This window comes from Ramlibacter sp. GCM10027632, from assembly GCF_042675325.1.
Taxonomy (GTDB): Bacteria; Pseudomonadota; Gammaproteobacteria; order Burkholderiales; family Burkholderiaceae_C; genus Ramlibacter.
Genome location: NZ_JBHTGW010000002.1, coordinates 249,681 through 271,675, shown reverse-complemented (window position 1 = coordinate 271,675; position 21,995 = coordinate 249,681). Strand labels below are relative to the sequence as shown.

Sequence of the window (21,995 nt, the reverse complement as noted above, 5' to 3'; positions counted from 1 at the left end):
CGCCAGCACCATGAACGGGATCCGCATGACCGCCTCGCCCCTGCCCGCCGACCTGCCGGTGTTCGACCTGCTGCTGCGGGACGCCCTGGTCCTCACCGCCGACCCGGCCCAGCCCCTGCTGCGCGGCGGCTGCATCGGCATCCAGGGCGGCCGCATCACCTGGCTGGCCGCCGAACCGCCGGAGCGCTTCGAGGCCCGGCGCACGCTCTCGCTGCAGGACCGCATCGTCACCCCCGGCTTCGTCAACACGCACCTGCACGCGATCCTGGTCATGGTGCGCGGCGTCGCCGCCGACCTGGGCTTCGCGCCTTCGTACACGCCCGGCATCCCCAAGGGCACCCAGGTGAACCCCGAGCAGGCCCGCGCCCTCGCCCGCCTCGGCGCGCTGGAGGCCCTGCTCGCCGGCAGCACTGTGATCGGCGACAACTTCGTCCATGCCGACATCACCGCCGAGGCGATGGCGGACCTCGGCGTGCGCCTGTGCCCGAGCTGGCGCATTCACGACGTCGACTTCGCCCGCGTGGCCCACGGCGACTGGCACCACGACCCCGCCATCGGCGCGCGCACGCTGCAGGCCGGCCTGGAACTTCTCGAACGCTGGAAGGACCACCCCCGGGTGCGGGTGAACCTCGCCGCGCACGCGGTCGACACCTGCTCCGAAGGCTTCCTGCGCGAGGTGGCCCAGGCCGCGGCGCGGCACGACCTGGTGGTCTCCACCCACCTGGGCCAGAGCGTGGTCGAGGTCGAGCGGGTGAAGGCTCGCACCGGCCGCACCTCCACCGAGGTGCTGGAGGAGACCGGCCTGCTCAATCACCGCCTCATGGGCGGGCACTGCATCTACGTCACGCCCTCGGACATCGAGCGGCTGGCGCGCGCCGGCGCGCATGCCGTCCACATCCCCAAGTGCAACGCCGCCTCGGGCCGGCTCGCGCCCACGCCGGCCCTCAAGCGCGCCGGCGTCAACATCGCCCTGGCCACCGACACCCAGCATGGCGACATGGTGGAGCTGATGCGTTGGGCGCTGGCCACCGCGCGGGTGCAGGAAGGCGGCGTCGCCGACGACTGGCAGCCGCACCACGTGTTCCACATGGCCACCCTGGGCGGCGCGATGGCGCTGGGGCAGGACGCCGAGATCGGCAGCCTGGCCCTGGGCAAGAAGGCCGACCTGGTGGTGTTCGACGCGCGCCGGCCGCACCTGCGCCCGCACGTGAGCCCGCTGGGTTCGCTGGTGCACTGCGGCCAGGGCCGCGACGTGGAGATGGTGCTGGTCGACGGCGAGGTGCTGGTCGAGGGCGGCCTGCCCACGCGGGTGAACCTGGAGGCCGTCTGCCGCGAGGGCGAGGCGGCCGCGCGCGAGCTGTGGGCGGCCGAGGGCAAGCCCTACTGACCCCACCCGCCCTGGCATCGAGATTGCAAGAGGACTGGCTCCGACACACCCACGAGGAGATCCGATGAAGCCGTTGCCCCCCGCCCGTTCCCCGCAGCGCCTGCGCCGCAGGATCGCCGTCGCCGCCTCCCTGGCCACGGTGCTCGCACTCGGCGCGCTGGCGCCCGCGGCGCAGGCGCAGGAGCCCGCCGCCGCCTACCCGAGCAAGCCGATCCGCCTGCTCGTGCCGTTCCCGCCCGGCGGCGCTGCGGACACCTTCGCGCGCTTCGTCGCCGACAAGCTCTCGCAGTCGTGGAGCCAGAGCGTGGTGGTCGACAACCGCCCGGGCGGCGGCGGCATCGTGGCCACCCAGGCCGCCGCCAAGGCGCCGGCCGACGGATACACGCTGCTGGTGGTGACGGTGGGCCACGCGGTCAACCCGCACCTGCACGCCAGGCTCCCGTATGACACCGAGAAGGACCTGCAGGCGGTGGCCCGCCTCGCCACCCTGCCCAGCGTGCTGGTGGTCAACCCGAACGTGCCGGCGCGCAACGTGGGCGAGCTGCTGGCGCTGGCCAAGGCCCAGCCCGGCAAGCTGACCTACGCCTCCTCCGGCAACGCCACCACCAGCCACGTGGCCGGCGCGATGCTGGCGAGCCAGGGCAAGCTGAACCTCGTGCACGTGCCATACAAGGGTTCGGCACCCGCCATCACAGACCTGATCGGCGGCCAGGTCGACATGATCATCGACCCGCTGGTCTCCTCTGCCCAGCACATCAAGGCGGGCAAGCTGCGCGCGCTGGCGATCAGCACCGCGAGGCGCTCGCCGCTCGCGCCGGACCTGCCGACGATGGCCGAGGCCGGCGTGCCGGGCTACGACTTCTCCGCCTGGTTCCTGCTGCTGTCCCCCAGCGGCCTGCCGGCGCCGATTCTGAAGAAGCTGAACGACGAGGTGCAGCGCGTGATGGCCCTGCCCGAAACGCGCGACAAGTACCACGCCATGGGCGCCGAGCCGGGCCATGGCACGCCGCAGGAGCTGCAGGCCTTCGTGTCCTCCGAAATCCGCCGGTTCGGCGAAGTCGCCCGCGCCTCGGGCATGAAGGCGGACTGAATGCGCGACCTCGCCGGTTATGCAGGTCGCCCGCCCCATGCCCGCTGGCCCGGCGGGGCGCGGGTAGCGGTGTCCTTCGTGCTCAATTTCGAGGAGGGCGCGGAGTTCGCCATCGCCGAGGGCGACGACCGCAACGAGGCCGTCTATGAGGTGATCGACCGGCTCGAGGGCATCCCCGACCCCTGCCTGCAGTCGCACTTCGACTACGGCACCCGCGCCGGCTGGTGGCGGATCATGGAGGTGTTCGGGCGCTTCGGCGTTCCCTGCACCGTGAGCGCCTGCGGCCTGGCCGTGGAGCGCTCGCCGAAGCTGGCGCTGGACGCGGTGGCGCGCGGCCACGAGGTCTCGGCCCACGGCTGGCGCTGGGAGAGCCATGCGCGCATGGGGGAGGCCGAGGAGCGCGAGGCCATCGCGCGCACGGCGCGGGCCATCGAAGCGGCCACCGGCATCGCGCCCGTGGGCTGGCACACCCGCTCGGCCAGCACGCTCAACACCCGCCGCCTGCTGATGGAGCACGGCGGCTTCCTCTACGACAGCGACTTCTACGGCGACGACCTGCCCCATGTGCTGCCCGCGCCGGGCGGCGGCCGCCACGTGGTGCTGCCCTACGCATTCGACACCAACGACATGCAGTTCCAGCACACGCACCGCTTCGTGCGCGCGCAGGACTTCTCCGGCTACGTGAACGACGCCTTCGACTGGCTCTGGCGCGAGGGCGAGGCGGCGCCGCGCATGATGTCGGTGGGCCTGCACCTGCGCATGCTGGGGCGGCCGGCGCGCATGTGGGCGCTGGAGCAGATGCTGGCGCACATGCAGGCACGCGGGCAGGTGTGGTTCGCGCGGCGCGACGAGATCGCGCGGCACTGGCTCGGGATCGCCGGGGCCTGAGCGGCCCGGCCTGCGAGCGGCGACAATCGGGCGCCCCGGCCGTCCCGGGACGCCCGCCGATTTCCTGCATGTCCTCCCTGCCCCCCGCCCTGCGCGCCTTCGCGCCCTACCCCGACTTCCTGCGCCTGCTCGGCGCGCGCGTGATGGGCGGCTCGGCCACCCAGATGCTGATGGTGGCCGCTGCCTGGCAGATGTACGACCTGACCGGCAGCGCCTGGGACCTGGGCCTGGTGGGCCTGTACCAGTTCGCGCCGGTGCTGGTGTTCACGCTGCTGGCGGGCCATGTGGCCGACCGCCATGCGCGCAGCCGCATCATCGCGGGCTCGATGGCCTTGCAATGGCTCGCCGCGGCCCTGCTGCTGGCCGCCACCGTGCAAGGGGCGCTCTCGCGTGAACTGATCTTCGGCGTCTCGGTGGCCCTGGGCGCGGCGCGCGCCTTCCAGATGCCCGCGCAGCAATCCCTGGTCGGCGCGCTGCTGCCGCACGGGCTGCTCTCGCGGGGCACGGCCATGAGTTCCGCCGGCAACCAGGTCGCGGTGATCGGCGGCCCCGCCCTCGCCGGCCTGCTGTACATGGGCAGCGGCGTCACGGTGTACGCCACCTGCCTGGGCCTGCTGCTGGTCTCGATCACGCTGGCACTGCGCATGCACGCGCCGCGCATCCCGCCCTCGAAGGAGCCGGTGACGCTGCACTCCCTGCTCGCGGGCGTGCGCTTCGTCTGGCAAAGCAAGACGCTGCTCGGCGCCGTCTCGCTGGACCTGATGGCGGTGCTGCTCGGGGGTGCGACCGCGCTGCTGCCGATCTTCGCCAAGGACATCCTGCACGTGGGCCCGGCCGGCCTGGGCGCGCTGCGCGCCGCGCCGGCGGTGGGCGCGCTGGCCTGCTCGATCGCGCTGTCGCACCAGCCGCTGCGGCGCCACGTGGGGCGCTGGCTGTTCGGGTGCGTGGCCGCCTATGGCGTGTGCATGGTGGTGTTCGGCCTGTCGACCAGCTTCGTGCTGTCGCTGGCCGTGCTGGCGGTCTCCGGGGCGTTGGACATGGTCAGCGTGGTGGTGCGCCAGACCCTGGCGCTGCTGGACACGCCCGACGACATCCGCGGCCGGGTGGGCGCGGTCAACTCGATCTTCATCGGCGCGAGCAACCAGCTGGGCGAGTTCGAGTCCGGCGCGGTGGCCGCGTGGATCGGGCCGGTGGGCTCGGTCGTCGCTGGCGGCGTGGGCACGCTGCTGGTGGTGGCGGCCTGGTGGAAGCTGTTTCCCTCGCTGGCACGGCGCGACGCCTTCCACGCCTGAAGCGGGCCCCCTACGCCTTCAGCGCATCGCGGTCGACGAACCGCGCCAGGTAGTCGATGTCGCGTCGGCGCACGCCGTGGGCGCGGAAATGCGCGGCCCATTGCCCCACCCCCGTGCGGACCTCGGACACGATCTCCCGGGCCGCCTTCGGCTTGAGGCCGAACTGGGCGCTCGCGGACAGGGCATTGCCCAGCGTGGACTCGCTGCCCTGCTCGCCCACCCGCATCTGCTGGTAGCCCAGGCCCTGCGCGGTGGGCAGGACGTCGAATGCCGGGGCGAGGTGGTAGCTGCCGTCGGGGTGGCGCAGCAGGGCGTGGTTCTTTTCGTGGTCGTCGGTGTTGTCGACGAGGATGTTGAACACCATGCGGCGGAACAACTGCGCCTGCTGGCGAGCGATCTCGCGCGCTGGCAGAAACCGGCGCAGCAACTGCGCGAACTCCGGGTAGCCCAGGGACTCACCGGCCGCGCGCAGGGCCACATGGGCCGAGACCGTGTGCAGGCGGGCGCCCTCAATCCGGTCGAAGCGTTCGATGGCGACGGCATGGCCACGGGGCAGCCGCAGCGCGCGCGTGGCTGCGGTCTCGATGCCGCAGGCGCGGGCCAGCGTCATGCAGGCATGCTCCACCAGCGGCATGTCGAACTCGTCGTCCTCGTTGAACTTCACCAGCCACTGGCGCCCCTCCATCCGCAGCAGGGACTTCGGCCGCGCCCCGCCCAACGAAGCGCCCGGGTTCACCAGCCGCCGCTGCATCTCGGGCACGGGCTCATTGGCCAGCACCTTGCGCACGGCCTCGGCCATTTCGCCCAATTGCTCGAACTCCGGCGTGGGCTGGTTGCGCCAAGGCACCCAGGCGTCGGGCTCCAGGCTCACGCCCAGCGCGCCATAGCGGTCGCCGCCCGCAAACAGCAAGTACTCCAGCAGTGACAGGCGAGGCGTGCGCTCGAATTTCCGGATCACGCGCTCGCCCCAGCGGTCCGGGCGTGCGTCGTCGACCGAGCCGGCCGCGGTGTCGCGCTCGGCCGGGAGGAACAACTGGTCGACCAGGGGCAGGTCTTCGCTCAACGCAAAGCCCGCGGCCAGCCAGGCCGGCGCGTAGCGCAGCCCCACCCCGCGCCCGCCCTGCACCAGCCGGATCTCGCCCACCGGCCGCGGCTGCCCGGGATCGCCGAGCCACCACAGGTGGAGCGCCTCGCGCGGGACATAGGCCTCGGGTTCGGTCTTAGCCACGGCGGTAACGCGCGCGCGCCTCGTTCACTTCATGCTCGAGGGCCGCGAGGTCCTGCGCCGGGTCAGCCAGGCCGCCCAATGCCTCGTGCCGTCCCATCATCCACAGCGCGGTGGCATACAGGCCCGCCGAGACCGAGGGGTCCCCTTTTTCCATGCGCGAGAGGGTGGGCACGGAGACCCCCAGGCGCAGGGCCCAGTCCTTCAACGATTGCTTGCGCCGCTTGCGCGCCGTACCCAGGTCGCCCCCCAGCCGCCGCAGGGCGGCAGCGGCGGCAGACGGGAGGGCTTCGATGACAGGCGAGGCTTTAGACACAACATATATGTTATCTAAAACCGAAGAAAATAAATATTCATGTTGTCTTTGTGCGAAGGTAGGATGATCCCACTGCCGTCCGCCCTGACTGCCCCACCCATGTATCCCCCGCCCCGCGCCCGCCGCCACCCTGCTCGCCTGGAACCTGGGCGCGCTGGTGAAGCTCGGCCTCACCTGGCACATGGCCCGCGCCACCAGCGCCGAGGCGATCCGCCGCTACGCGGTGAGCCAGGACGAGGACCGCGCGGCCATCCTCACGGTGGTGGTGCTGGCGGCGCTCGCGGTGCTGACCTCGTGGCTGTTCACGCACGTGGTGTTCGGCCTGCACTACGCGCACGACTTCTACCCGGCCCGCACCCGCGGCGAGCCCGACCCGCTGGAATTCCCCGGCACGCCGGAGCCGACCTACGCCGACCTCTTCCACTTCGCCTTCGTGAACGGCGCCTCCGCCCAGACCGCCGACATCGCCTTCCAGGGGCCCGCCCTGCGGCCCGTCGGCACGCTGCACTGCGTGGTGGCCTTCTTCTTCAACGCGAGCCTGCTCGCGCTGGCCGTGAATGTCGTGGCCGGGACCCTGCTCTGACGACCGACCGCCCATGACCCTCTCCCCCCAGGACTGGATCGCCGGCCTCGAAAAGGGCCTCGCCGTGATCGAGGCCTTCGACGCCCAGCACCCGCGCCTGACCGCCACCGAGGCCGGCGAGCGCTGCGGCATGACGCGCACCGCCGCGCGCCGCTACCTCAAGACCCTGGCCCACCTGGGGTACGTGGGCACCGACGGCAAGCTCTATTGGCTGATGCCCCGCATCCTGCGCCTGGGCCATGCCTACCTGGAGTCGGCCCGCCTGCCGCGGCTGGTGCAGCCGTTCCTGCAGCGGATTCACGAGGGCACGGGCGAGATCGCCTACCTGGGCGTGATGGACGGCCCCGACACCGTGTTCATCGGCCGCAGCGGCGCCACCCGCCAGCCCACGCACGGCTACGCCCTGGGCACGCGCCTGCCGGCGCAGGTGACGGCGGTGGGCCTGGCCATCCTCGCCAGCCGGCCCGAGGCCGAGGCCGACGCCTGGATCGCGGGCTGCGAGCCGCGCGCCTTCACCTCCTACACGCTGGCCACCCGGGCCGAGCTGCGCGCCGCGCTGGAGCGCTTCCGGCATGTGGGGTATTCGCTGTCGGAGCAGCAGCTGGAGCTGAATTTCCGCGGCATCGGCGTGCCGCTGCTGGATCGCCACAACCAGGTGCATGCCGCCATCAGCATCACCATGCCGATCAACCAGGAGGAGACCGACCACGCGCTGCGGCGCGTGCTGCCGGTGATCCAGGAGGCGGCCAAGAGCCTGCGCCCGCTGCTGTGAGGGGCGCGGGGCGCGTCCCCGCGACGCAGACGCGCCGAGGCCGGGGACTCAGGCCGCGGCGGGCGCGGCGGCTCCGGTGGTGTGCGCGCCGCCGAGGAACAGACGCTCCATCGTCGGGTCGGCCAGGATTTCCGCCGCCGGCTTGTGCAGCACCAGGCGGCCGGACTCCAGCGCGATCGCGTCGTCCGAGTAGCGCAGCGCGCTCTTGACGTTCTGTTCGACCATCAGCACCGTGGTGCCCTGGTCGGCCAGCTTGCGAAGCAGCTTGAACACGTCCTGCACCACGATCGGCGACAGGCCGATCGAGGGCTCGTCGATCAGCAGCACCTTCGGGCGCAGCAGCAGCGCGCGGCCGATCTCCAGCTGCTTCTGCTCGCCGCCCGAGAGCGAGGCGGCGCGCGAGTGGATGCGCTCCTTCACCCGCGGGAAGAACTCCAGCACCTCGGGAATACGCTCGTGCGTGGTCTTCATGCCCAGGGTGATGCCGCCCAGCTCCAGGTTCTCGTAGACCGAGAGCTGGCCGAACAGGTTGCGGCCCTGCGGCACGAAGGCGATGCCCTGCGCCAGCAGCGCCTTCTGGCTGGCGCCGGTGATGTCCTCGCCATTCAGGCGCACGCGCCCCTGGCGCGGCTTGAGCAGGCCGAACAAGGTCTTGAGGACCGTGGACTTGCCCGCGCCGTTGGGGCCAATCAGGAGCGTGATGGAACCGGGGCGGACACTGAACGACAGGTTGTTCAGGATCATGAAGTCCTTGTAGCCGGCGACGACGTCGTCGAACTCGATGCAAGGCGTGGCGGTCATGTCAGTTCCCCAGGTAGGCGTCCAGCACCTGCTTGTTGCGGCGGATCTCGTCGGGCGTGCCGATGGCCAGCACCTGGCCCTCCACCATCACCATGATGCGGTGGCACAGGTCCATCACGAACTCCATGTTGTGCTCGATGACCACGAAGCTGCCCTGGCGCGACTGGTTCAACTCCTTGAGCAGGCGGCTGATGCCGCCCACCAGCGAGGGGTTCACGCCGGCGCAGGGCTCGTCGAGCAGCACCAGGTCGGGGTCGCTCATGAAGGCCATGGCGATGTCCACCAGCTTCTGCTGGCCGTAGCTCAATTCGCCGGCCTTCTTGTCGGCCACGTGGCGGATGTGGAACTGGTCGATCAGCGCGTCGGCCTTGGCGCCCAGGCCCGAGTCGGACGGCGCGAACATGCGGCTGAACATCGAGCCGTGGTGTTCCTGCGCGGCGACGATCAGGTTGTCGCGCACGGTCATCTTGCCGAACACCTGCAGGGTCTGGAAGGTGCGGCCGACGCCGCGGCGATTGAGCTCCAGCGGGCCGAGCTGGGTGACGTCCTCGCCATTGAGCTCGATGCTGCCGCTGTCCGGCGTGATCTGCCCCAGCATGCTGTTGAACAGGGTGGTCTTGCCCGAGCCGTTGGGGCCGATCACGCCAAAGATCTCGCCGGGGCGCACCTCGAAGGAGACGCCGCCGACGGCCTGGATCGCGCCGTAGGCCTTGCGGATGTCGGTGACCTTGAGGACGGGCCTGCCCGCGGGCCGGTCGTGGTGATGCGCGTGGGTCATGCCATGCCTTTCTGGGGGGCGGCCTGGGCGGCCGCGGCGCGGGCGGCCGAGGCCTCGCGGGCCTGGCGGCGGGCCTTCAGGCGATCAGGCAGGCTCAGGAGGCCGTCGGGCAGCCAGATCATGAGCAGCACCACCGCCGTGCCGAAAACGAACAGGTACCAGGCCTGGGCGAAGCGCAGCCACTCGGGCAGCACCACGCCGACGGCGGAGCCGAGCACCGGGCCGAGGAAGTAGCCCGGGCCGCCCATGACGACCATCAGGTACATCATGATCGACTGGCCCACGGTGAACAGGGCGGGGTCGATGAACTGCACCTGCGAGGCGTAGAGGCCGCCGGCGATGCCCGCGTAGACCGCGCCGATGGCGAAGCTGAAGAGGGTGTAGTTGCGGGTGTCGATGCCCAGGCTCTCGGCGCGGATCGGGTTGTCACGCAGCGCGGTGAAGGCCTTGCCCCAGGGAGAGCGCAGCAGGTACCAGAGCAGCGCGGCCAGCACCAGGGTGAAGCCGAAGACCAGGTAGTAGTAGGCCAGGTTGCCGTCGAAGCTGATGCCGAAGGCGCTGGGGCGGGCGATGTTGTTGATGCCGAAGGTGCCGCCGGTGAGCCACTCCTCGTTGCGCATCACCAGCCACAGGGCGGTGTTGAAGCCCAGGGTGGCGAAGGCCAGGTAGATGGTCTGCACGCGCAGCGCCGGGAAGCCCAGCACCAGGCCGGTGACGAAGCACAGGATCGCCGCGACCGGCAGGCCGATCCAGAAGCTGATGCCGGCCTTGAGCAGGATCGCCACGGTGTAGGCGCCGATGCCGAAGAAGGCCGCATGGCCCAGGGACTTCTGGCCGGCGTAGCCCACGGTGAGGTTCAGGCCCATGGTGGCGATGATGAACACCAGCCAGGTGGTGAAGATGTGGATGCCGTAGTTCTTGAGGAACGGGGGCACCGCGGCGAGCGCCGCGAGCAGCAGCACGCCCATGAGCAGCTTGGATTTCGTCATACCTTGCGCTCCTCCTTGCGTCCCAGGAGGCCCTGGGGCTTGAACAGGATCACGATCATGAAGATCAGGAGGGCCACGGCATCCTTGTAGGCGGGCGAGATGTAGGCGGCGGCGAGGTTCTCGCACACGCCCACGATCAGGCCGCCCACGAGCGCGCCGCGGGAGTTGTTGAAGCCGCCGATGATCGCGGCGAAGAAGGCCTTGGTGCCCAGGGACTCGCCCATGTCGAACTTGGCGAGGTAGGTGGGCGTCACCAGCAGCGCGGCGGCCACGGCCAGCACGGCGTTGATGGCGAAGGTGTAGAAGATCATGCGCGGCACGTTGATGCCCAGCACCGAGGCGCTCTCGGTGTTCTGCGCCACGGCCTGCATCGCGCGGCCGGTGACCGTGCGGTTCAGGAACGACTGCACGCCCAGCACCAGCAGCATCGCGAAGACGAAGGTGCCGATGTCGCTGGCCGAGACGGTCACGCCCATGAGGTTGTAGACCTCGTCGGGGAAGACCTGCGGGAACGGATGCGGCTCGGCGCTGTAGCCGGCGCGCACGCCGTTGCGCATGGCGATCGACAGGCCGATGGTGGCCACCACGATCGGCATCAGGCCGTACTTGAACAGGGGGTCCACCAGCCCGCGCTTGAACAGCCAGCCCAGGACGAGCACCGACAGCAGGCAGCTGGCGGTGAACGCCAGCATCAGCGGCATGCCCGAGGCGAGCAGGATCACCATCATGAAGGCCGGCAGCATCACGAACTCGCCCTGGGCGAAGTTGATGGTGCCCGAGGCCTGCCACAACAGGGTGAAGCCCAGGGCCGCCAGGGCATAGATGCTGCCCGTGGCCATGCCACTGAAGAGGAGTTGTAGGAAGTCGGTCATGGGGATGCGGTCATTTCCGGTGCGGGCTGCGCGGCCGGCGCGCGGCGGGGGTCAGCCGCCTGGCGCCGGCCAGGCTTCGGGTCACTTCTTGGCGTTGGCCGGGGGCAGCGTCGCCACCACCTCGGGGCGGCCGTTCTTCACTTCCACCAGGAAGCTTTCGCGGTCCAGGTCGCCCTTGTCGTCGAAGCACACGTCCAGCAGGATGCCGGGGTGCTGCTTGGCGCTGAAGCAGCTGTTGCGGATGGCGGCGGCGGCGGCCTTGCGGTCGACCTTGCCGGCCTTCTCGATGGCGGCCTTCAGCACGTAGACGCCGGTGTAGCCCTTGATGCCGTTGTGGTCCGAGTCGGCCTTGTATTCGGCCTTGTACTTGGCGCCGAAGGCCTTGAGCTGGGGCGCGTCGACGGTCAGGCCGACGTGGGCCTGGGCCCCGTTGGCGGCCGCGCCGGCCAGCTCGATGACCTTCTGGCCGGTCAGCGTGGTCTCGCCGATCACGGGCTTGGTCCAACCCTGCTTGCGCAGCTCGCGCAGGGCTCGGGCGGACTCCTCCTCGTTGGTGTAGACGAAGATGGCGTCCGCGTTGGCCTGCTTGGCCTTCAGCACGGCGGCGGAGAAGTCCACCTGGCCGGCGTCGGTGGAGATGTCGGCCACGATCTTGGTGGGCGAGCCCTCCAGCAGCTTCTGCAGCGTGTCACGGCCGCCCTTGCCGAAGTCGTTGTTCACGTAGATCACCGCCAGGGTCTTGGCCTTCGAGTTGATGAAGCGCGCCAGCTTGGGGAAGGACACGCTCTGGCCGAAGGCCGTGCGGAACACGTAGGGGTTGCCCTGCTGGGTGATGGCGGCGGCCTCGCCGCCGGTGAAGTTGGGCACCTCGCCGCGCTTGGATTCGGCCATGGAGACCATGATGGAGCCGGAATACACCGGGCCGAAGATGGCGAAGACGTCGGCGTCCACGGCCTTCTGGGTCAGGCCCTTGGCCACGCCCGGGTTGGTCTGCGTGTCCTCGGTGGTGTAGGCGACCTTGCGGCCCAGGATGCCGCCGGCGGCGTTGATCTCCTTGATGGCCAGCTCCACGCCGTTCTTGAACAGCGTGCCGGCGGTGGTGCCGGGACCGGACAGTTCGACGATGTTGGCGATCTTGATGTCCTGGGCCTGGGCGAGACCAGCGGTGGCCAGGGCGGCGACCAGGGCGATCGACTTCAGGGTGTGCTTCATGGGGGGTTCCTCGGGAGGGGAAGAAAGGTTTCGGACTGTAGGGGTGGGTGGGGCCGGGGCCGCCAATCAGGCGGCGACCTGAGTTCGATGATCGCCCAGGTTCGTTCGATTATCAGACGCATACCGGGTTTGTCCGGAGGCGGGCACCAGGTCCTGCGGCTGGAGGGCGTGCCGGGTCGCGACATAGGCGAACACCAGGCCGGGGCCCACGGTGATGCCCGGGGCCGGGTAGGTGCCGCCCATCATCGAATGCATGTCGTTGCCCAGCGCATAGAGGCCGGGGATCGGCTGGCCCCGGGCGTCCAGCACATTGGCGTGTTCGTCGGTGCGCAGGCCCTGGGAGGCGCCGATGTCGCCGGGGTACAGGCGCACCGCGTAGAACGGCGCCTCGGTGAGCGCGCCGAGGTTGGGGTTGCGCCCGCCCAGCGTGGCATCGCCGATGTTCTGCTGGTAGGCGGTCTCGCCGCGGTGGAAGTCGGGGTCGATCCCGGTCGCGGCGTACTGGTTGATCTGGGCCACCGAGCGCTTGAGGCCCTCGGCATCGATGCCCAGCTTGCCGGCGAGTTCGTCGAGCGTGCGGCCCTCGGTGAGGTAGCCGTCGGCCAGGAAGGGCGCCAGGCCCTTGCCGCCCGGGCGCACCATGCCCATGCCGTAGCGGCGCAGGGCGGCGGCGTCGGCGATGAGGTAGGCCGGGATCGAGGGCGAGGCCTGGTGGGCCTTCTGCATGGCGATGCCGAACAGGTGGTAGGAGGTGCTCTCGTTGACGAAGCGCTCGCCGGCCTGGTTGACGGTGAGCATGCCGGGCTTGGCGCGATCGAGCACGAAGTGCGGGAAGACGGCGTCGCTGCCGTCGGCGCGCTTGCGCAGCGAGACCGGGGCCCAGAAGGCCGGGCTCATCGCGCCCTCGCCGTCGGTGGCGCCGGCGCGGCGCGCGGCGGCCTGGGCCTCGCCGGTGTGGCCGGGGGCCGCCGGGCACCAGGCTTCGGAGATGCCGGGCAGGCGCTCGGCGCGCAGCTTCGGGTCGCGGTTGAAGCCGCCGGAGGCGAGCATCAGGGCCTTGCCCACCGAGACGCGGGCCTCGCCGGCGTCCGACTTCAGCACCGCGCCGATCACGCGGCCGCCGTCGTCGCGCTCGATCGAGGCCAGCGAGGTGTTCAGCGCCAGGGTCACGTGGGGCTGCTGCGCGAGCGAGTGCAGCAGGCGGCCCACCAGCGCATTGCCCATGACGAGGCGGGTGCCGCGCGGGTGCGTGAGGCGGTCCATCGCGTAGCGGGCGATCAGCTTGAACGAGTGCTTGAACGAGGTCCACGAGCGGGTGATCGCCAGCAGGTGGGGGATGTCGTAGCGGTCGATCATCATGCCGCCCAGCACGGTGAACTCCGGGATCGGCGGGCGCACCAGGGGCAGCAGCGGGCCGAGCAGGCGGCCGTCGAACGGCAGCGGCTCGAGGGCGCGGCCGCACAGCGTGGAGCCGGGCAGGTCGCTGATGTAGTCGGGGTGCTTGGCGTAGGGGCGGAACTGCACCTCGCTGCGGGACTCGATGTGCTTCACCGCGGCGGCGCCATGGCGCAGGAAGGCGTCGCGCACCTCGCGCGGCGAGCGCTCGCCCACCGCATGGTCCAGGTACCGGGCGGTCTCGGCCAGCGTGTCGCCGGGGTTGACCTCCTGGGCATGGTGCGTGCCGGGCACCCAGGTGGTCGCGGCCGACCAGGCGGTGGTGCCGCCGACCAGGCCGGTGCGCTCGACCAGCAGCACGCTGGCGCCGTCGAGGGCGGCATAGAGGGCGGCGGCGAGGCCGGCGCCGCCGGCGCCGACCACCACCACGTCGAAGTTGCGGCCTTCGGCCTGCGGGACGGCGCCCTTGGCGAGGATTTGCATGCGATGTGCCATGTTCAATGCTCCTGCGAGCCCACGAGGAAATCGACCATCAGGTCGCGGACGCGGGCGAACATGTCGGCGCCCACCATGCTGTTGCAGCCCTTGGCGCGGGCCGCCTCGACCCAGGGCGAGACCGGCGGCGCGGTGATCACGCAGCCGGCGAACTGCGAGCCCGCCAGCTTGTCCACCTCGATCGGGAAGGGGTCGGTGGGGCGCATGCCCATGGGCGTGGCGTTGATCACCACGTCGAATCCGGTGGGGTCGGGGCTGCCCACCCCCACCTGGCCCCGGCCCATGGCCGAGAGGCGCGCGATCAGCCCGTCGCGGCGGGCGGTGTCGGGGTCGTGGATGGCCAGGCGGCTCACGCCGGCCAGCACGAAGGAATGGGCGATGGCCGAGCCCGCGCCGCCGGCGCCGACCAGCAGGGCGCTGCGGCCCTGGAGCTCGCCGCCCTTGGCGCGCAGGGCCTGGACGAAGCCCTCGCCGTCGAACATGTCGCCGTGCCAGGAGCCGTCGGGGTTGCGGCGCATGGTGTTGACCGCGCCCACGAAGCGGGCCCGCTCGGTGGCGGTGCCGCACAGGGCCAGGCAGTCGATCTTGTGGGGAACGGTGACGATGATCCCGTCCACGTTCTGCGCCAGCGAGACGCCCTGCAGCCACTGCGTGAGGTGGGCGGGGCTCACATGGGCCGGCACGCACAGGGCGTTCAGGCCGGCGGCGGCGAAGGACTGGCTCACGCCGGCGGGCGACTTCACCTGGGCGATCGGGTCGCCGACGATGAAGTGCAGGCGGGTGGAGCCATCGAGGGCGGCGGCAGGGTTCGTTTGCATGGCGGCGGATGATACCTACAAGTGGAATGTCATTCAACTTTTGAATGTTGTTCCATATTTCCCTATACTTGCCCCGTCATCCCGACCCCAACACAGGCGCGAGCCGGAAAGAAGAACCCCATGAGCGGCGTGATGGAACGCACCCTCGGCATCCTCGAGTTGCTCGCCCAGCACGGCGAGGGCCTGGAGCTGGGCGAGATCGCGCAGCGCCTGAACATCCCGCGCAGCGGGGTGCACCGGCTGCTGACCGATCTCGTCGCCGCCGGCTACGTGCGCCAGTTGCGCGACCATGGCGCCTACACCCTCACCACCAAGCTGGTCTCGATCGGCCTGATGTTCCTGAGCAAGAGCGGCATCGTGGACATCGCCCAGCCGCTGCTCAACCGCCTGGCCGAGCGCTCGGGCGAGCTGGTGCGGCTGTCGGTGGTCGACGGCGAGCGCCTCACCTGGGTCGCGCGCGCCCAGGGCGCCCGCCAGGGCCTGCGCTACGACCCGGACATGGGCAGCGACGCGCGCCTGTCCTGCTCCTCTTCCGGCTGGGCCTGGCTCAGCACCCTGGGCGACGACGAGGCGCTGGCCCTGGTCGCCCGCCAGGGGCTGGGGCCGCGCGCCGAATTCGGCCCCGCCGCGCCCGAGACCCTGGCCGAGGTGCTGGCCGCCCTGCAGGACACCCGCCGGCGCGGCTTCTCCGTCTCGGTCGACACCTACACCGCCGGCCTGAGCGCGATCTCCGCGCCGGTGCGCCTGGCCGGCCAGCCGGCCATGGGCGTGCTGACCATCGCCGGCCCCACGGTTCGCTTCACCCGCGAGCGCATGGAGGCCCTGGGCCCTGAGCTGGTGGACTTCGCCGCGCAGCTCGCCGCGGCCAGCGGCTCCTCCCCCTTCTTCAACCAGGGCCAGCACGCCGCCGGCGAAGCCGCCGGCGAGCGCAAGCCCATCTACGCAGACTGATGACGGCCACGCCCTCCCCCACCGCCGCGGGCAAGAACGAGATCCATTGCGACCTGCTGGTCATCGGCTCCGGCGCCGGCGGCCTTGCCACCGCCGCCACCGCGGCCCACCTCGGGCTGAAGGTCATCGTCGCCGAGAAGGACCCGCAGTTCGGCGGCACCACCGCCTGGTCCGGCGGCTGGATGTGGATCCCCCGCAACCCCCTGGCGCGCGAGGCCGGCATCGAGGAGGACCTCGAAGGCCCCCTCGCCTACCTGCGCCACGAGCTGGGCGCGCAGTTCGACGAGGCCCGCGTCAACGCCTTCCTGGCCCACGGCCCGCGCATGGTGGACTTCTTCCGCCGCCACACCGCGCTGCAGTTCATCGACGGCAACGCCATCCCCGACTTCCATGGCCGCAGCCCCGGCGCTGCCCTGGGCGGACGCTCGGTCTGCGCCGCCCCGTTCGACGCCCGCCGCCTCGGCGCGCGCATGCACGACCTCAAGCCGCCGCTGCGCGAGACCACGCTGTGGGGCCTGGGCATCGCCTCGGGCGCGGAGCTGCGGCACTACCTCAACGCGCTGCGCAAGCCCGCCTCGTTCTGGTACGTGGCCCGGCGCGTGATGCGCTACGCCTGGGACTACGCGACGCACCGGCGCGCCAGCCGCGTCGTCAACGGCAACGCGCTGGTCGCGGCCCTGGCCGCCTCGGCGCTGGAGCGCGGCGTGCGGATCCTCACCGCCAGCCCGGCGCAGCGCCTGCTGCGGCACGGTCAGCGCATCGAGGGCGCGGTGCTGTCCACGCCGCAGGGCGAGGTGACGGTGCGCGCGCGCCGCGGCGTGGTGCTGGCCACCGGCGGCTTCCCGCACGACGCCACCCGCCAGCGCCAGCTGGTGCCGCATGTGCGCGAGGGCCACGGCCACTGGTCCGCCGCCAACCGGGGCAACACCGGCGACGGCCTGCGCCTGGGCGAGGCCGCCGGCGGCCAGGTGGCGCAGGACCTGGTGCAGGCCATGGCCCTGGCGCCGGTCTCGCTCGTGCCGCGCGCCGACGGCAGCACCGGCCACTTCCCGCACCTGATCGAGCGCGCCAAGCCCGGCGTGATCGCGGTGCGCCGCGACGGCAGGCGCTACTGCAACGAGGCCGACTCGTACCACGACGTCATGCAGGCCCTGCTGCGCGCCACCCCGCCGGGCGAAAAGCCCGAGGCCTGGCTGGTGTGCGACCACGCCTTCATCCGCCGCTACGGCCTGGGCGCGGTGAAGCCCGCGCCGATGCCCCTGGGCCCGTGGCTCGCCAGCGGCTACCTGAAGCGCGCCGACACGCTGGCCGCGCTCGCCGCCGCCTGCGGCATCGACGCCGGCGCGCTGGCGGCCACGGTGGACCGCTACAACGCCATGGCCCGCGAGGGCCGCGACGCCGACTTCGGCAAGGGCGACACGCCCTACAACCGCGTGCAGGGCGAGCCCGAGCCGCGCCACCCCAACCCCTGCATGGCGCCCCTGGAGCGCGGCCCCTTCTACGCCGTGAAGCTCGTCATGGGCAGCCTGGGCAGCTTCGCCGGCCTGCGCGTGGGCGTGCACGGCGAGGTGCTCGATGCGCGGGGCGAACCCATCGCCGGCCTCTACGCCGCGGGCAACGACATGAGCAGCATGATGGGCGGCAATTACCCCAGCGGCGGCATCACCCTCGGCCCCGCCATGACCTTCGGCTACCTGGCGGCCCACCACGCGGCGGGCCGGGCCCTGGCCACCGACTGAACCTCGACTGACCCCTCCCCGAAAGAAAGAACGCATGTACTACGAACTCGCCACCATGACCCTGCCCTTCGGCACCGCCGGGCAGGCCGCCACGAACGTCGACGCCTTCTGCAGGCAGCCGGGCGCCCAGGGTGAACTCCTGGCCTGCTGGTTCACCGACATCGGCGTGCTGAACCAGCTGCTGGTACTGCGCGGCTTTGCGACCCTGGAGCAGCTGCAGGCCGAGCGCGCCCGCACCCAGGCCAGCGCCAGCCCCTACGGCTGCGGCGAGCTGTACCAGGACCTGACGATCGACAGCTACCAGGGCTTCCCGTGGATGAAGCCGGCCCGCCCGAGCGCCGAGAGCGGCGTCACCGGCCCGGTGTACGAGGTGCGCACCTACGGCATCAAGCCAGGCGGCGTGCAGCCCACCATCGACCTGTGGGCCGAGTACCTGCCCCCGCGCGACAAGCTCTCGCCCTGCGTGGTGGCCATGGTGGCCCTGGACGGCGCGCCGCGCTTCACCAACATCTGGGCCTACCCCGACCTGAATGCCCGGAGCAAGGCCCGCGCCGACGCGGTGGCCCAGGGCATCTGGCCGCCCAAGGGCGGCCCGGCCAACCTGACCACGCGCATGGTCTCCACCATCGCCCTGCCCACCGCCGTCTCCCCGATGAAATGAGGTCGCGACCATGGCTCGTCCCTTCTCCCTGGCCTACCTGACCTCGCACCGCTGCACCGCCGCCGAGGCGATCCAGCTGGCGGCCGAGACCGGCTACGAGTTCGTCGGCCTGCGGCCCTGGCCCAATGGCGCGGGCGCCGCGAAGCAGGCGCTGGTCGATGACCCGCAGGCCCTGCGCGAGACGCAGGCCGCGGTGCGCGACACCGGCGTGGGCGTGTTCGACCTGGAGATCGTGCGCATCGGCGCGGCGTTCGACCCGCATGCCTGGGACGCGATGTTCGAGGCCGGCGCCGCGCTGAAGGCCCGCTCGGTGCTGGTGGCGGCCGACGACCCGGACGAGTCGCGCCTGGCCGACAGCTACGCCCGCCTGTGCGAGGTGATGCGCCCCTTCGGCCTGACGGCCGACCTGGAGTTCATGCCCTGGACCGAGGTGCGCGACGCCCGGGCGGCGATGCGCGTGATCGAGAAGGCGGGCCGGCCGGCCAACGCCGGCCTCCTGATCGACGCCCTCCACTTCGGCCGCTCGGACACCACGCTGGACGACATCCGCGCCATCCCGCGCGAGTGGCTGCACTATGCCCAGGCCTGCGACGCGGTGGCCGGCACGCAGTTCACGAACGAGCAGTTGATCCACACCGCGCGCTGCGAGCGCCTGATGCCCGGCGAGGGCACGATCGACGTGGCCGGCCTGTTCCAGGCCCTGCCGGCGGACCTGCCGGTGAGCGTGGAGATCATCCACCTGGAGCGGGAGAAGACGGCCTCGCCGGTGGAATGGGCGCGGCGCTGCCTGGAGGCGAGCCGGGCGGTGTGCGGGGTCTGAGGCGGGGGTGCGCCGGGCCTTGACGAATGTCAACGCCGGCGCCGCCGGGCTCGGCCATCCTGCGGCCCAGGAGCCAAGCCATGAAGAACCACCCCACCCTCCAGTACATCCGCGACGAGCACTCGGCGCTGGGCGCCGTGCTCCACTCCGTCGTGGCCCTGGCCGAGCGCGGCCCCAAGGGCGACGAGGACCGCTTCTTCCATGTGATGCGCGCGATGCTTTACTACATCGGCGAGTTCCCGGAGAAGCGCCACCACCCCAACGAGTCCGAGCTGCTGTTCCCGCTGGTGGCCGAGCGCGCCCCGGCGCTGGGGCCGGTGATCGAGCGGCTGGAGCGCGAGCATGGCTACGGCGAGCGCAAGGTGCACCAGCTGCAGCACCAGCTGATGTCGTGGGAGTTCATGGGCGAGTCCCGGCGCGAGGCCTTCCTCGAGGCGGTCAAGACCTATGTGCGCCACTACCTGGACCACATGCACACCGAGGAAACCCAGGTCTTCCCCGCCGCGGTGGAACACCTCACCGCCAGCGACTGGTCCCGCATCGGCGCGCGCCTGCGCGACGACCTCGACCCCCTGGCCGGCGGCGCCCGCAAGCCGGAGTGGGACAGGCTCCTGACCCACATCGCCAACACCGCCCCGGCGCCGATCGGGCTGGGCGCCGAGTGAGCGTGTGACGCGCCGAGGGCCTCAGCCCTCGTAGCGCCTGCCCCGGGCGATCAGCTCCGGCGTGCCGATGACGGCATTGAGGCCGTCGAAGTCCAGCATCCGGTCCTTCAGGGCCGCCGTCGTGCCGTCGGCCTGCAGGCGGCCGTAGTACTGCTGCAGGGTGTGGGCCACCGCGCGCGCGGTGCCGCCCGGGAAGATCACGATGCGGTAGCCCCGCGCACCCAGCTCGCCGGCCGACTGCACCGGCGTCTTGCCGCCCTCCACCATGTTGGCCAGCATCGGGATGCGGTGGGCGAAGCGGCCGCAGGCGGCGTCCATCTGCTCGGGCGTGCGCACCGCCTCGATGAACAGCGCATCGACCCCGCACTCCAGGTAACGCTCGGCGCGCTCCAGGGCCGCGTCGAAGCCCTCCACCGCCACCGCGTCGGTGCGGGCGAGGACCAGGGTCTGCTCGCTGCGGCGCGCATCCAGCGCCGCGCGCAGCTTGCCGCACATCTCCGCCACCGGCACCACGCCCTTGCCATCGAGGTGGCCGCAACGCTTGGGGAAGGTCTGGTCCTCGAGCTGGATCATGGCCGCGCCCGCGCGCTCGAACTCGCGCACCGTGCGCTGCGTGTTCAGCGCGTTGCCGAAGCCGGTGTCGGCATCGACGATCACCGGCACGGCCACCCGCTCGGTGATGCGCGCCAGCGTGTCGGCCACCTCGCTGGCGGTGGTCAGGCCGATGTCGCTGCGGCCCAGGCGGGTGTAGGCGATCGAGGCGCCCGAGAGGTACAGCGCCTCGAAGCCGGCCTGCTCGGCGACCAGGGCGCTGAGCGCGTCGTACACGCCGGGGGCCAGCAGCACCTGGGGCCGGGCCAGCCGCTGCTGGAGGGTCTCGGGGATCTCGGGGGTCATGGGGGGCTTGTCTCCAGGGAAGCTGCGGTCTTCGCCGCGATCCAGCCGCCGGCCACCGCACTGAGCAGGCCGTTGCCGGAGAGGTAGCCCCACACCGCATCGCCCGAGACGCCGCGCGCGGCGCCGCCGGCGGCGAGCAGGTTGGGGAAGGGGCGGCCCTGGGCATCGAGCACGCGGCAGCGCGCGTCGATGTCCAGGCCGCCCTGGGTGTGGAACAGCGCGCCGGTCACCTTGACCGCGTGGTACGGCGCGGTGAAGCGATCGAGCGCGGGGTCGAGGCCGGCCTCGTCGCAGCCGATGATCCGGGCCAGGCCGGCACGGTCGGCGGCGGTGCGCAGCGCGCCCGCGGCCTCGGCCTCGCGGAAGTCGGGGAAGGTGCGGGCCAGCGCCAGCAGGCGGTCGTCGAAGACGTTCCAGGCGACCTGCCCGGGCTGCTGCAGCACGTGCACCGAGGCCTCGGAGTAGCCGCCGGTCTCGTCATGGAAACGCCGGCCCTGCGCGTTCAGCTGGATGCCGCCCTCGGCCATGACGGCCCAGGTCATGAGGATGCCCTGCGGCACCACCCAGGAGCCGTGGCCCTGGTAGCCGGTGAGGTCGGCCAGGCGCGCGCCGAGCTGGCGGCCCCAGCGGATGGCGCTGCCGTCGTTGCCCACGTGGCCGCCGAAGGTGGCGCCGCGCATCTCGGGAATCAGGTCCTCCACCATCGACGGGTTGCCGCCGAAGCCGTTGCACGCCAGCACCAGCACGCCGCAGCGAAGCTGCTCCAGGCGGCCGTCGGGGCGGCGGTAGCCGATGCCGTGCACGCGCCGCGCCTCGTCCACATAGAGCTCGCGCACCGTGGCCTGCGTGAGCAGCATCACGCCGGCCGCGTCGGCCGCGCGTTCCAGCTGCGAGATCAGGGCGGCGCCGGTCTTCTCCGGCACCGCGTGCATGCGCAGCGCGCTGTGGCCCGGGTACAGGAAGCCCTCCAGTACCTGCAGCGTGATGCCGTGGTGGCCCGAGAGGTGGTCCAGCGCCGGGGCGATGGCCTCGGTGTAGGCCTGTACCAGGTGCGGCGCGGCGCGGCCCCGGGCCTTGGCCTGGATGTCGGCGGCGAAGCGCTCGGGCGAGTCGTCGGTGACGCCGGCGGCGCGCTGCGCCCGCGTGCCGGCCGCGGGCACGAAGCCCGAGGACAGCGCGGTGGAGCCGCTCGGGCGCTCGTCGCGCTCGAGCACCACGCAGTCGATGCCGGCGTCGCGCAGCGCGATCGCCGCCACCAGGCCGCAGGCGCCGCCGCCGACGATGGCCACCGGGACTTCGGGCGCGTCGGCCCCCAGCCGCTCGGCCGGCAGGACGACGGGCTCGTTCAG

The 21,995-nt window shown here is 71.7% G+C and carries 22 protein-coding genes; 11 read left to right on the top strand and 11 right to left on the bottom strand.

Going from position 1 to position 21,995, the window contains the following annotated elements; genetic code table 11:
- Positions 1-25: 25 nt before the first annotated feature.
- From ACFQZY_RS04675 to ACFQZY_RS04660, 4 genes are all read left to right on the top strand, one after another.
- On the top strand, positions 26-1,387 hold the full coding sequence (locus ACFQZY_RS04675; RefSeq protein ID WP_377413250.1) for an amidohydrolase family protein: 1,362 nt from the start codon (positions 26-28) through the stop codon (positions 1,385-1,387).
- A 64-nt stretch (positions 1,388-1,451) separates the two neighbouring features.
- The gene (locus ACFQZY_RS04670) at positions 1,452-2,477 is read left to right on the top strand and encodes a tripartite tricarboxylate transporter substrate binding protein (RefSeq protein ID WP_377413247.1); all 1,026 of its coding nucleotides are present in this window, start codon (positions 1,452-1,454) and stop codon (positions 2,475-2,477) included.
- Complete coding sequence (locus ACFQZY_RS04665; protein WP_377413245.1) at positions 2,478-3,365, top strand: polysaccharide deacetylase family protein; 888 nt, start codon at positions 2,478-2,480, stop codon at positions 3,363-3,365. It begins immediately after the preceding gene.
- Between the two features lie 68 nt (positions 3,366-3,433).
- A complete protein-coding gene (locus tag ACFQZY_RS04660) occupies positions 3,434-4,657 on the top strand; it encodes an MFS transporter (RefSeq protein ID WP_377413242.1) in 1,224 nt (407 codons plus the stop codon).
- A gap of 10 nt (positions 4,658-4,667) precedes the next feature.
- Here ACFQZY_RS04660 and ACFQZY_RS04655 read toward each other — a convergent pair whose 3' ends face one another.
- Together ACFQZY_RS04655 and ACFQZY_RS04650 are read right to left on the bottom strand one after the other, a co-directional pair.
- On the bottom strand, positions 4,668-5,885 hold the full coding sequence (locus ACFQZY_RS04655; protein WP_377413239.1) for a type II toxin-antitoxin system HipA family toxin: 1,218 nt from the start codon (positions 5,883-5,885) through the stop codon (positions 4,668-4,670).
- Positions 5,878-6,198, bottom strand: a complete 321-nt coding sequence (locus ACFQZY_RS04650) for an XRE family transcriptional regulator (protein WP_377413236.1) — start codon at positions 6,196-6,198, stop codon at positions 5,878-5,880. Before ACFQZY_RS04650 ends, ACFQZY_RS04655 begins: the two co-directional genes overlap by 8 nt.
- Before the next feature lie 157 nt (positions 6,199-6,355).
- Here ACFQZY_RS04650 and ACFQZY_RS04645 point away from each other — a divergent pair, with 157 nt between their 5' ends.
- Together ACFQZY_RS04645 and ACFQZY_RS04640 are read left to right on the top strand one after the other, a co-directional pair.
- The gene (locus ACFQZY_RS04645) at positions 6,356-6,781 is read left to right on the top strand and encodes a DUF1345 domain-containing protein (protein ID WP_377413234.1); all 426 of its coding nucleotides are present in this window, start codon (positions 6,356-6,358) and stop codon (positions 6,779-6,781) included.
- A 13-nt stretch (positions 6,782-6,794) separates the two neighbouring features.
- On the top strand, positions 6,795-7,553 hold the full coding sequence (locus ACFQZY_RS04640; protein WP_377413232.1) for an IclR family transcriptional regulator C-terminal domain-containing protein: 759 nt from the start codon (positions 6,795-6,797) through the stop codon (positions 7,551-7,553).
- A gap of 48 nt (positions 7,554-7,601) precedes the next feature.
- Here the strand turns inward: ACFQZY_RS04640 and ACFQZY_RS04635 are convergent, their stop codons facing one another.
- The 7 genes from ACFQZY_RS04635 to ACFQZY_RS04605 form a co-directional block, all read right to left on the bottom strand.
- Positions 7,602-8,354, bottom strand: a complete 753-nt coding sequence (locus ACFQZY_RS04635) for an ABC transporter ATP-binding protein (protein ID WP_377413229.1) — start codon at positions 8,352-8,354, stop codon at positions 7,602-7,604.
- Position 8,355: 1 nt separating this feature from the next.
- On the bottom strand, positions 8,356-9,132 hold the full coding sequence (locus ACFQZY_RS04630) for an ABC transporter ATP-binding protein (protein WP_377413226.1): 777 nt from the start codon (positions 9,130-9,132) through the stop codon (positions 8,356-8,358).
- Positions 9,129-10,121, bottom strand: a complete 993-nt coding sequence (locus ACFQZY_RS04625) for a branched-chain amino acid ABC transporter permease (RefSeq protein WP_377413223.1) — start codon at positions 10,119-10,121, stop codon at positions 9,129-9,131. Before ACFQZY_RS04625 ends, ACFQZY_RS04630 begins: the two co-directional genes overlap by 4 nt.
- Positions 10,118-10,993: a branched-chain amino acid ABC transporter permease gene (locus tag ACFQZY_RS04620; protein WP_377413219.1), complete on the bottom strand. Its 876-nt coding sequence runs from the start codon at positions 10,991-10,993 to the stop codon at positions 10,118-10,120. Before ACFQZY_RS04620 ends, ACFQZY_RS04625 begins: the two co-directional genes overlap by 4 nt.
- Positions 10,994-11,074: 81 nt before the next feature.
- Entirely contained in the window at positions 11,075-12,205 is a 1,131-nt protein-coding gene (locus ACFQZY_RS04615; protein WP_377413216.1) for an ABC transporter substrate-binding protein, read from the bottom strand.
- Between the two features lie 66 nt (positions 12,206-12,271).
- Positions 12,272-14,095 carry an FAD-dependent oxidoreductase gene (locus ACFQZY_RS04610; protein ID WP_377413213.1) on the bottom strand — a complete coding sequence of 608 codons (1,824 nt, stop codon included), beginning with the start codon at positions 14,093-14,095 and terminating at the stop codon, positions 12,272-12,274.
- Between the two features lie 2 nt (positions 14,096-14,097).
- Positions 14,098-14,913 (bottom strand): shikimate dehydrogenase family protein, encoded by an 816-nt coding sequence (locus ACFQZY_RS04605; RefSeq protein WP_377413210.1) that lies wholly within the window; start codon positions 14,911-14,913, stop codon positions 14,098-14,100.
- 120 nt (positions 14,914-15,033) lie between these two features.
- Between ACFQZY_RS04605 and ACFQZY_RS04600 the strand changes: the two genes are divergently transcribed.
- The 5 genes from ACFQZY_RS04600 to ACFQZY_RS04580 all read left to right on the top strand — a co-directional run bounded on the left by ACFQZY_RS04600 (position 15,034) and on the right by ACFQZY_RS04580 (position 19,749).
- On the top strand, positions 15,034-15,864 hold the full coding sequence (locus ACFQZY_RS04600) for an IclR family transcriptional regulator (RefSeq protein WP_377413208.1): 831 nt from the start codon (positions 15,034-15,036) through the stop codon (positions 15,862-15,864).
- The gene (locus ACFQZY_RS04595) at positions 15,864-17,603 is read left to right on the top strand and encodes an FAD-dependent oxidoreductase (protein ID WP_377413206.1); all 1,740 of its coding nucleotides are present in this window, start codon (positions 15,864-15,866) and stop codon (positions 17,601-17,603) included. The genes ACFQZY_RS04600 and ACFQZY_RS04595 overlap by 1 nt, the downstream gene beginning before the upstream one ends.
- Before the next feature lie 34 nt (positions 17,604-17,637).
- On the top strand, positions 17,638-18,264 hold the full coding sequence (locus ACFQZY_RS04590; protein WP_377413204.1) for an NIPSNAP family protein: 627 nt from the start codon (positions 17,638-17,640) through the stop codon (positions 18,262-18,264).
- 10 nt (positions 18,265-18,274) lie between these two features.
- A complete protein-coding gene (locus ACFQZY_RS04585; RefSeq protein WP_377413202.1) occupies positions 18,275-19,084 on the top strand; it encodes a sugar phosphate isomerase/epimerase family protein in 810 nt (269 codons plus the stop codon).
- Positions 19,085-19,164: 80 nt separating this feature from the next.
- On the top strand, positions 19,165-19,749 hold the full coding sequence (locus ACFQZY_RS04580) for a hemerythrin domain-containing protein (protein ID WP_377413200.1): 585 nt from the start codon (positions 19,165-19,167) through the stop codon (positions 19,747-19,749).
- 21 nt (positions 19,750-19,770) lie between these two features.
- Here ACFQZY_RS04580 and ACFQZY_RS04575 read toward each other — a convergent pair whose 3' ends face one another.
- Complete coding sequence (locus ACFQZY_RS04575; RefSeq protein WP_377413197.1) at positions 19,771-20,646, bottom strand: oxaloacetate decarboxylase; 876 nt, start codon at positions 20,644-20,646, stop codon at positions 19,771-19,773.
- Positions 20,643-21,995: an FAD-dependent oxidoreductase gene (locus ACFQZY_RS04570; protein WP_377413891.1), complete on the bottom strand. Its 1,353-nt coding sequence runs from the start codon at positions 21,993-21,995 to the stop codon at positions 20,643-20,645. Before ACFQZY_RS04570 ends, ACFQZY_RS04575 begins: the two co-directional genes overlap by 4 nt.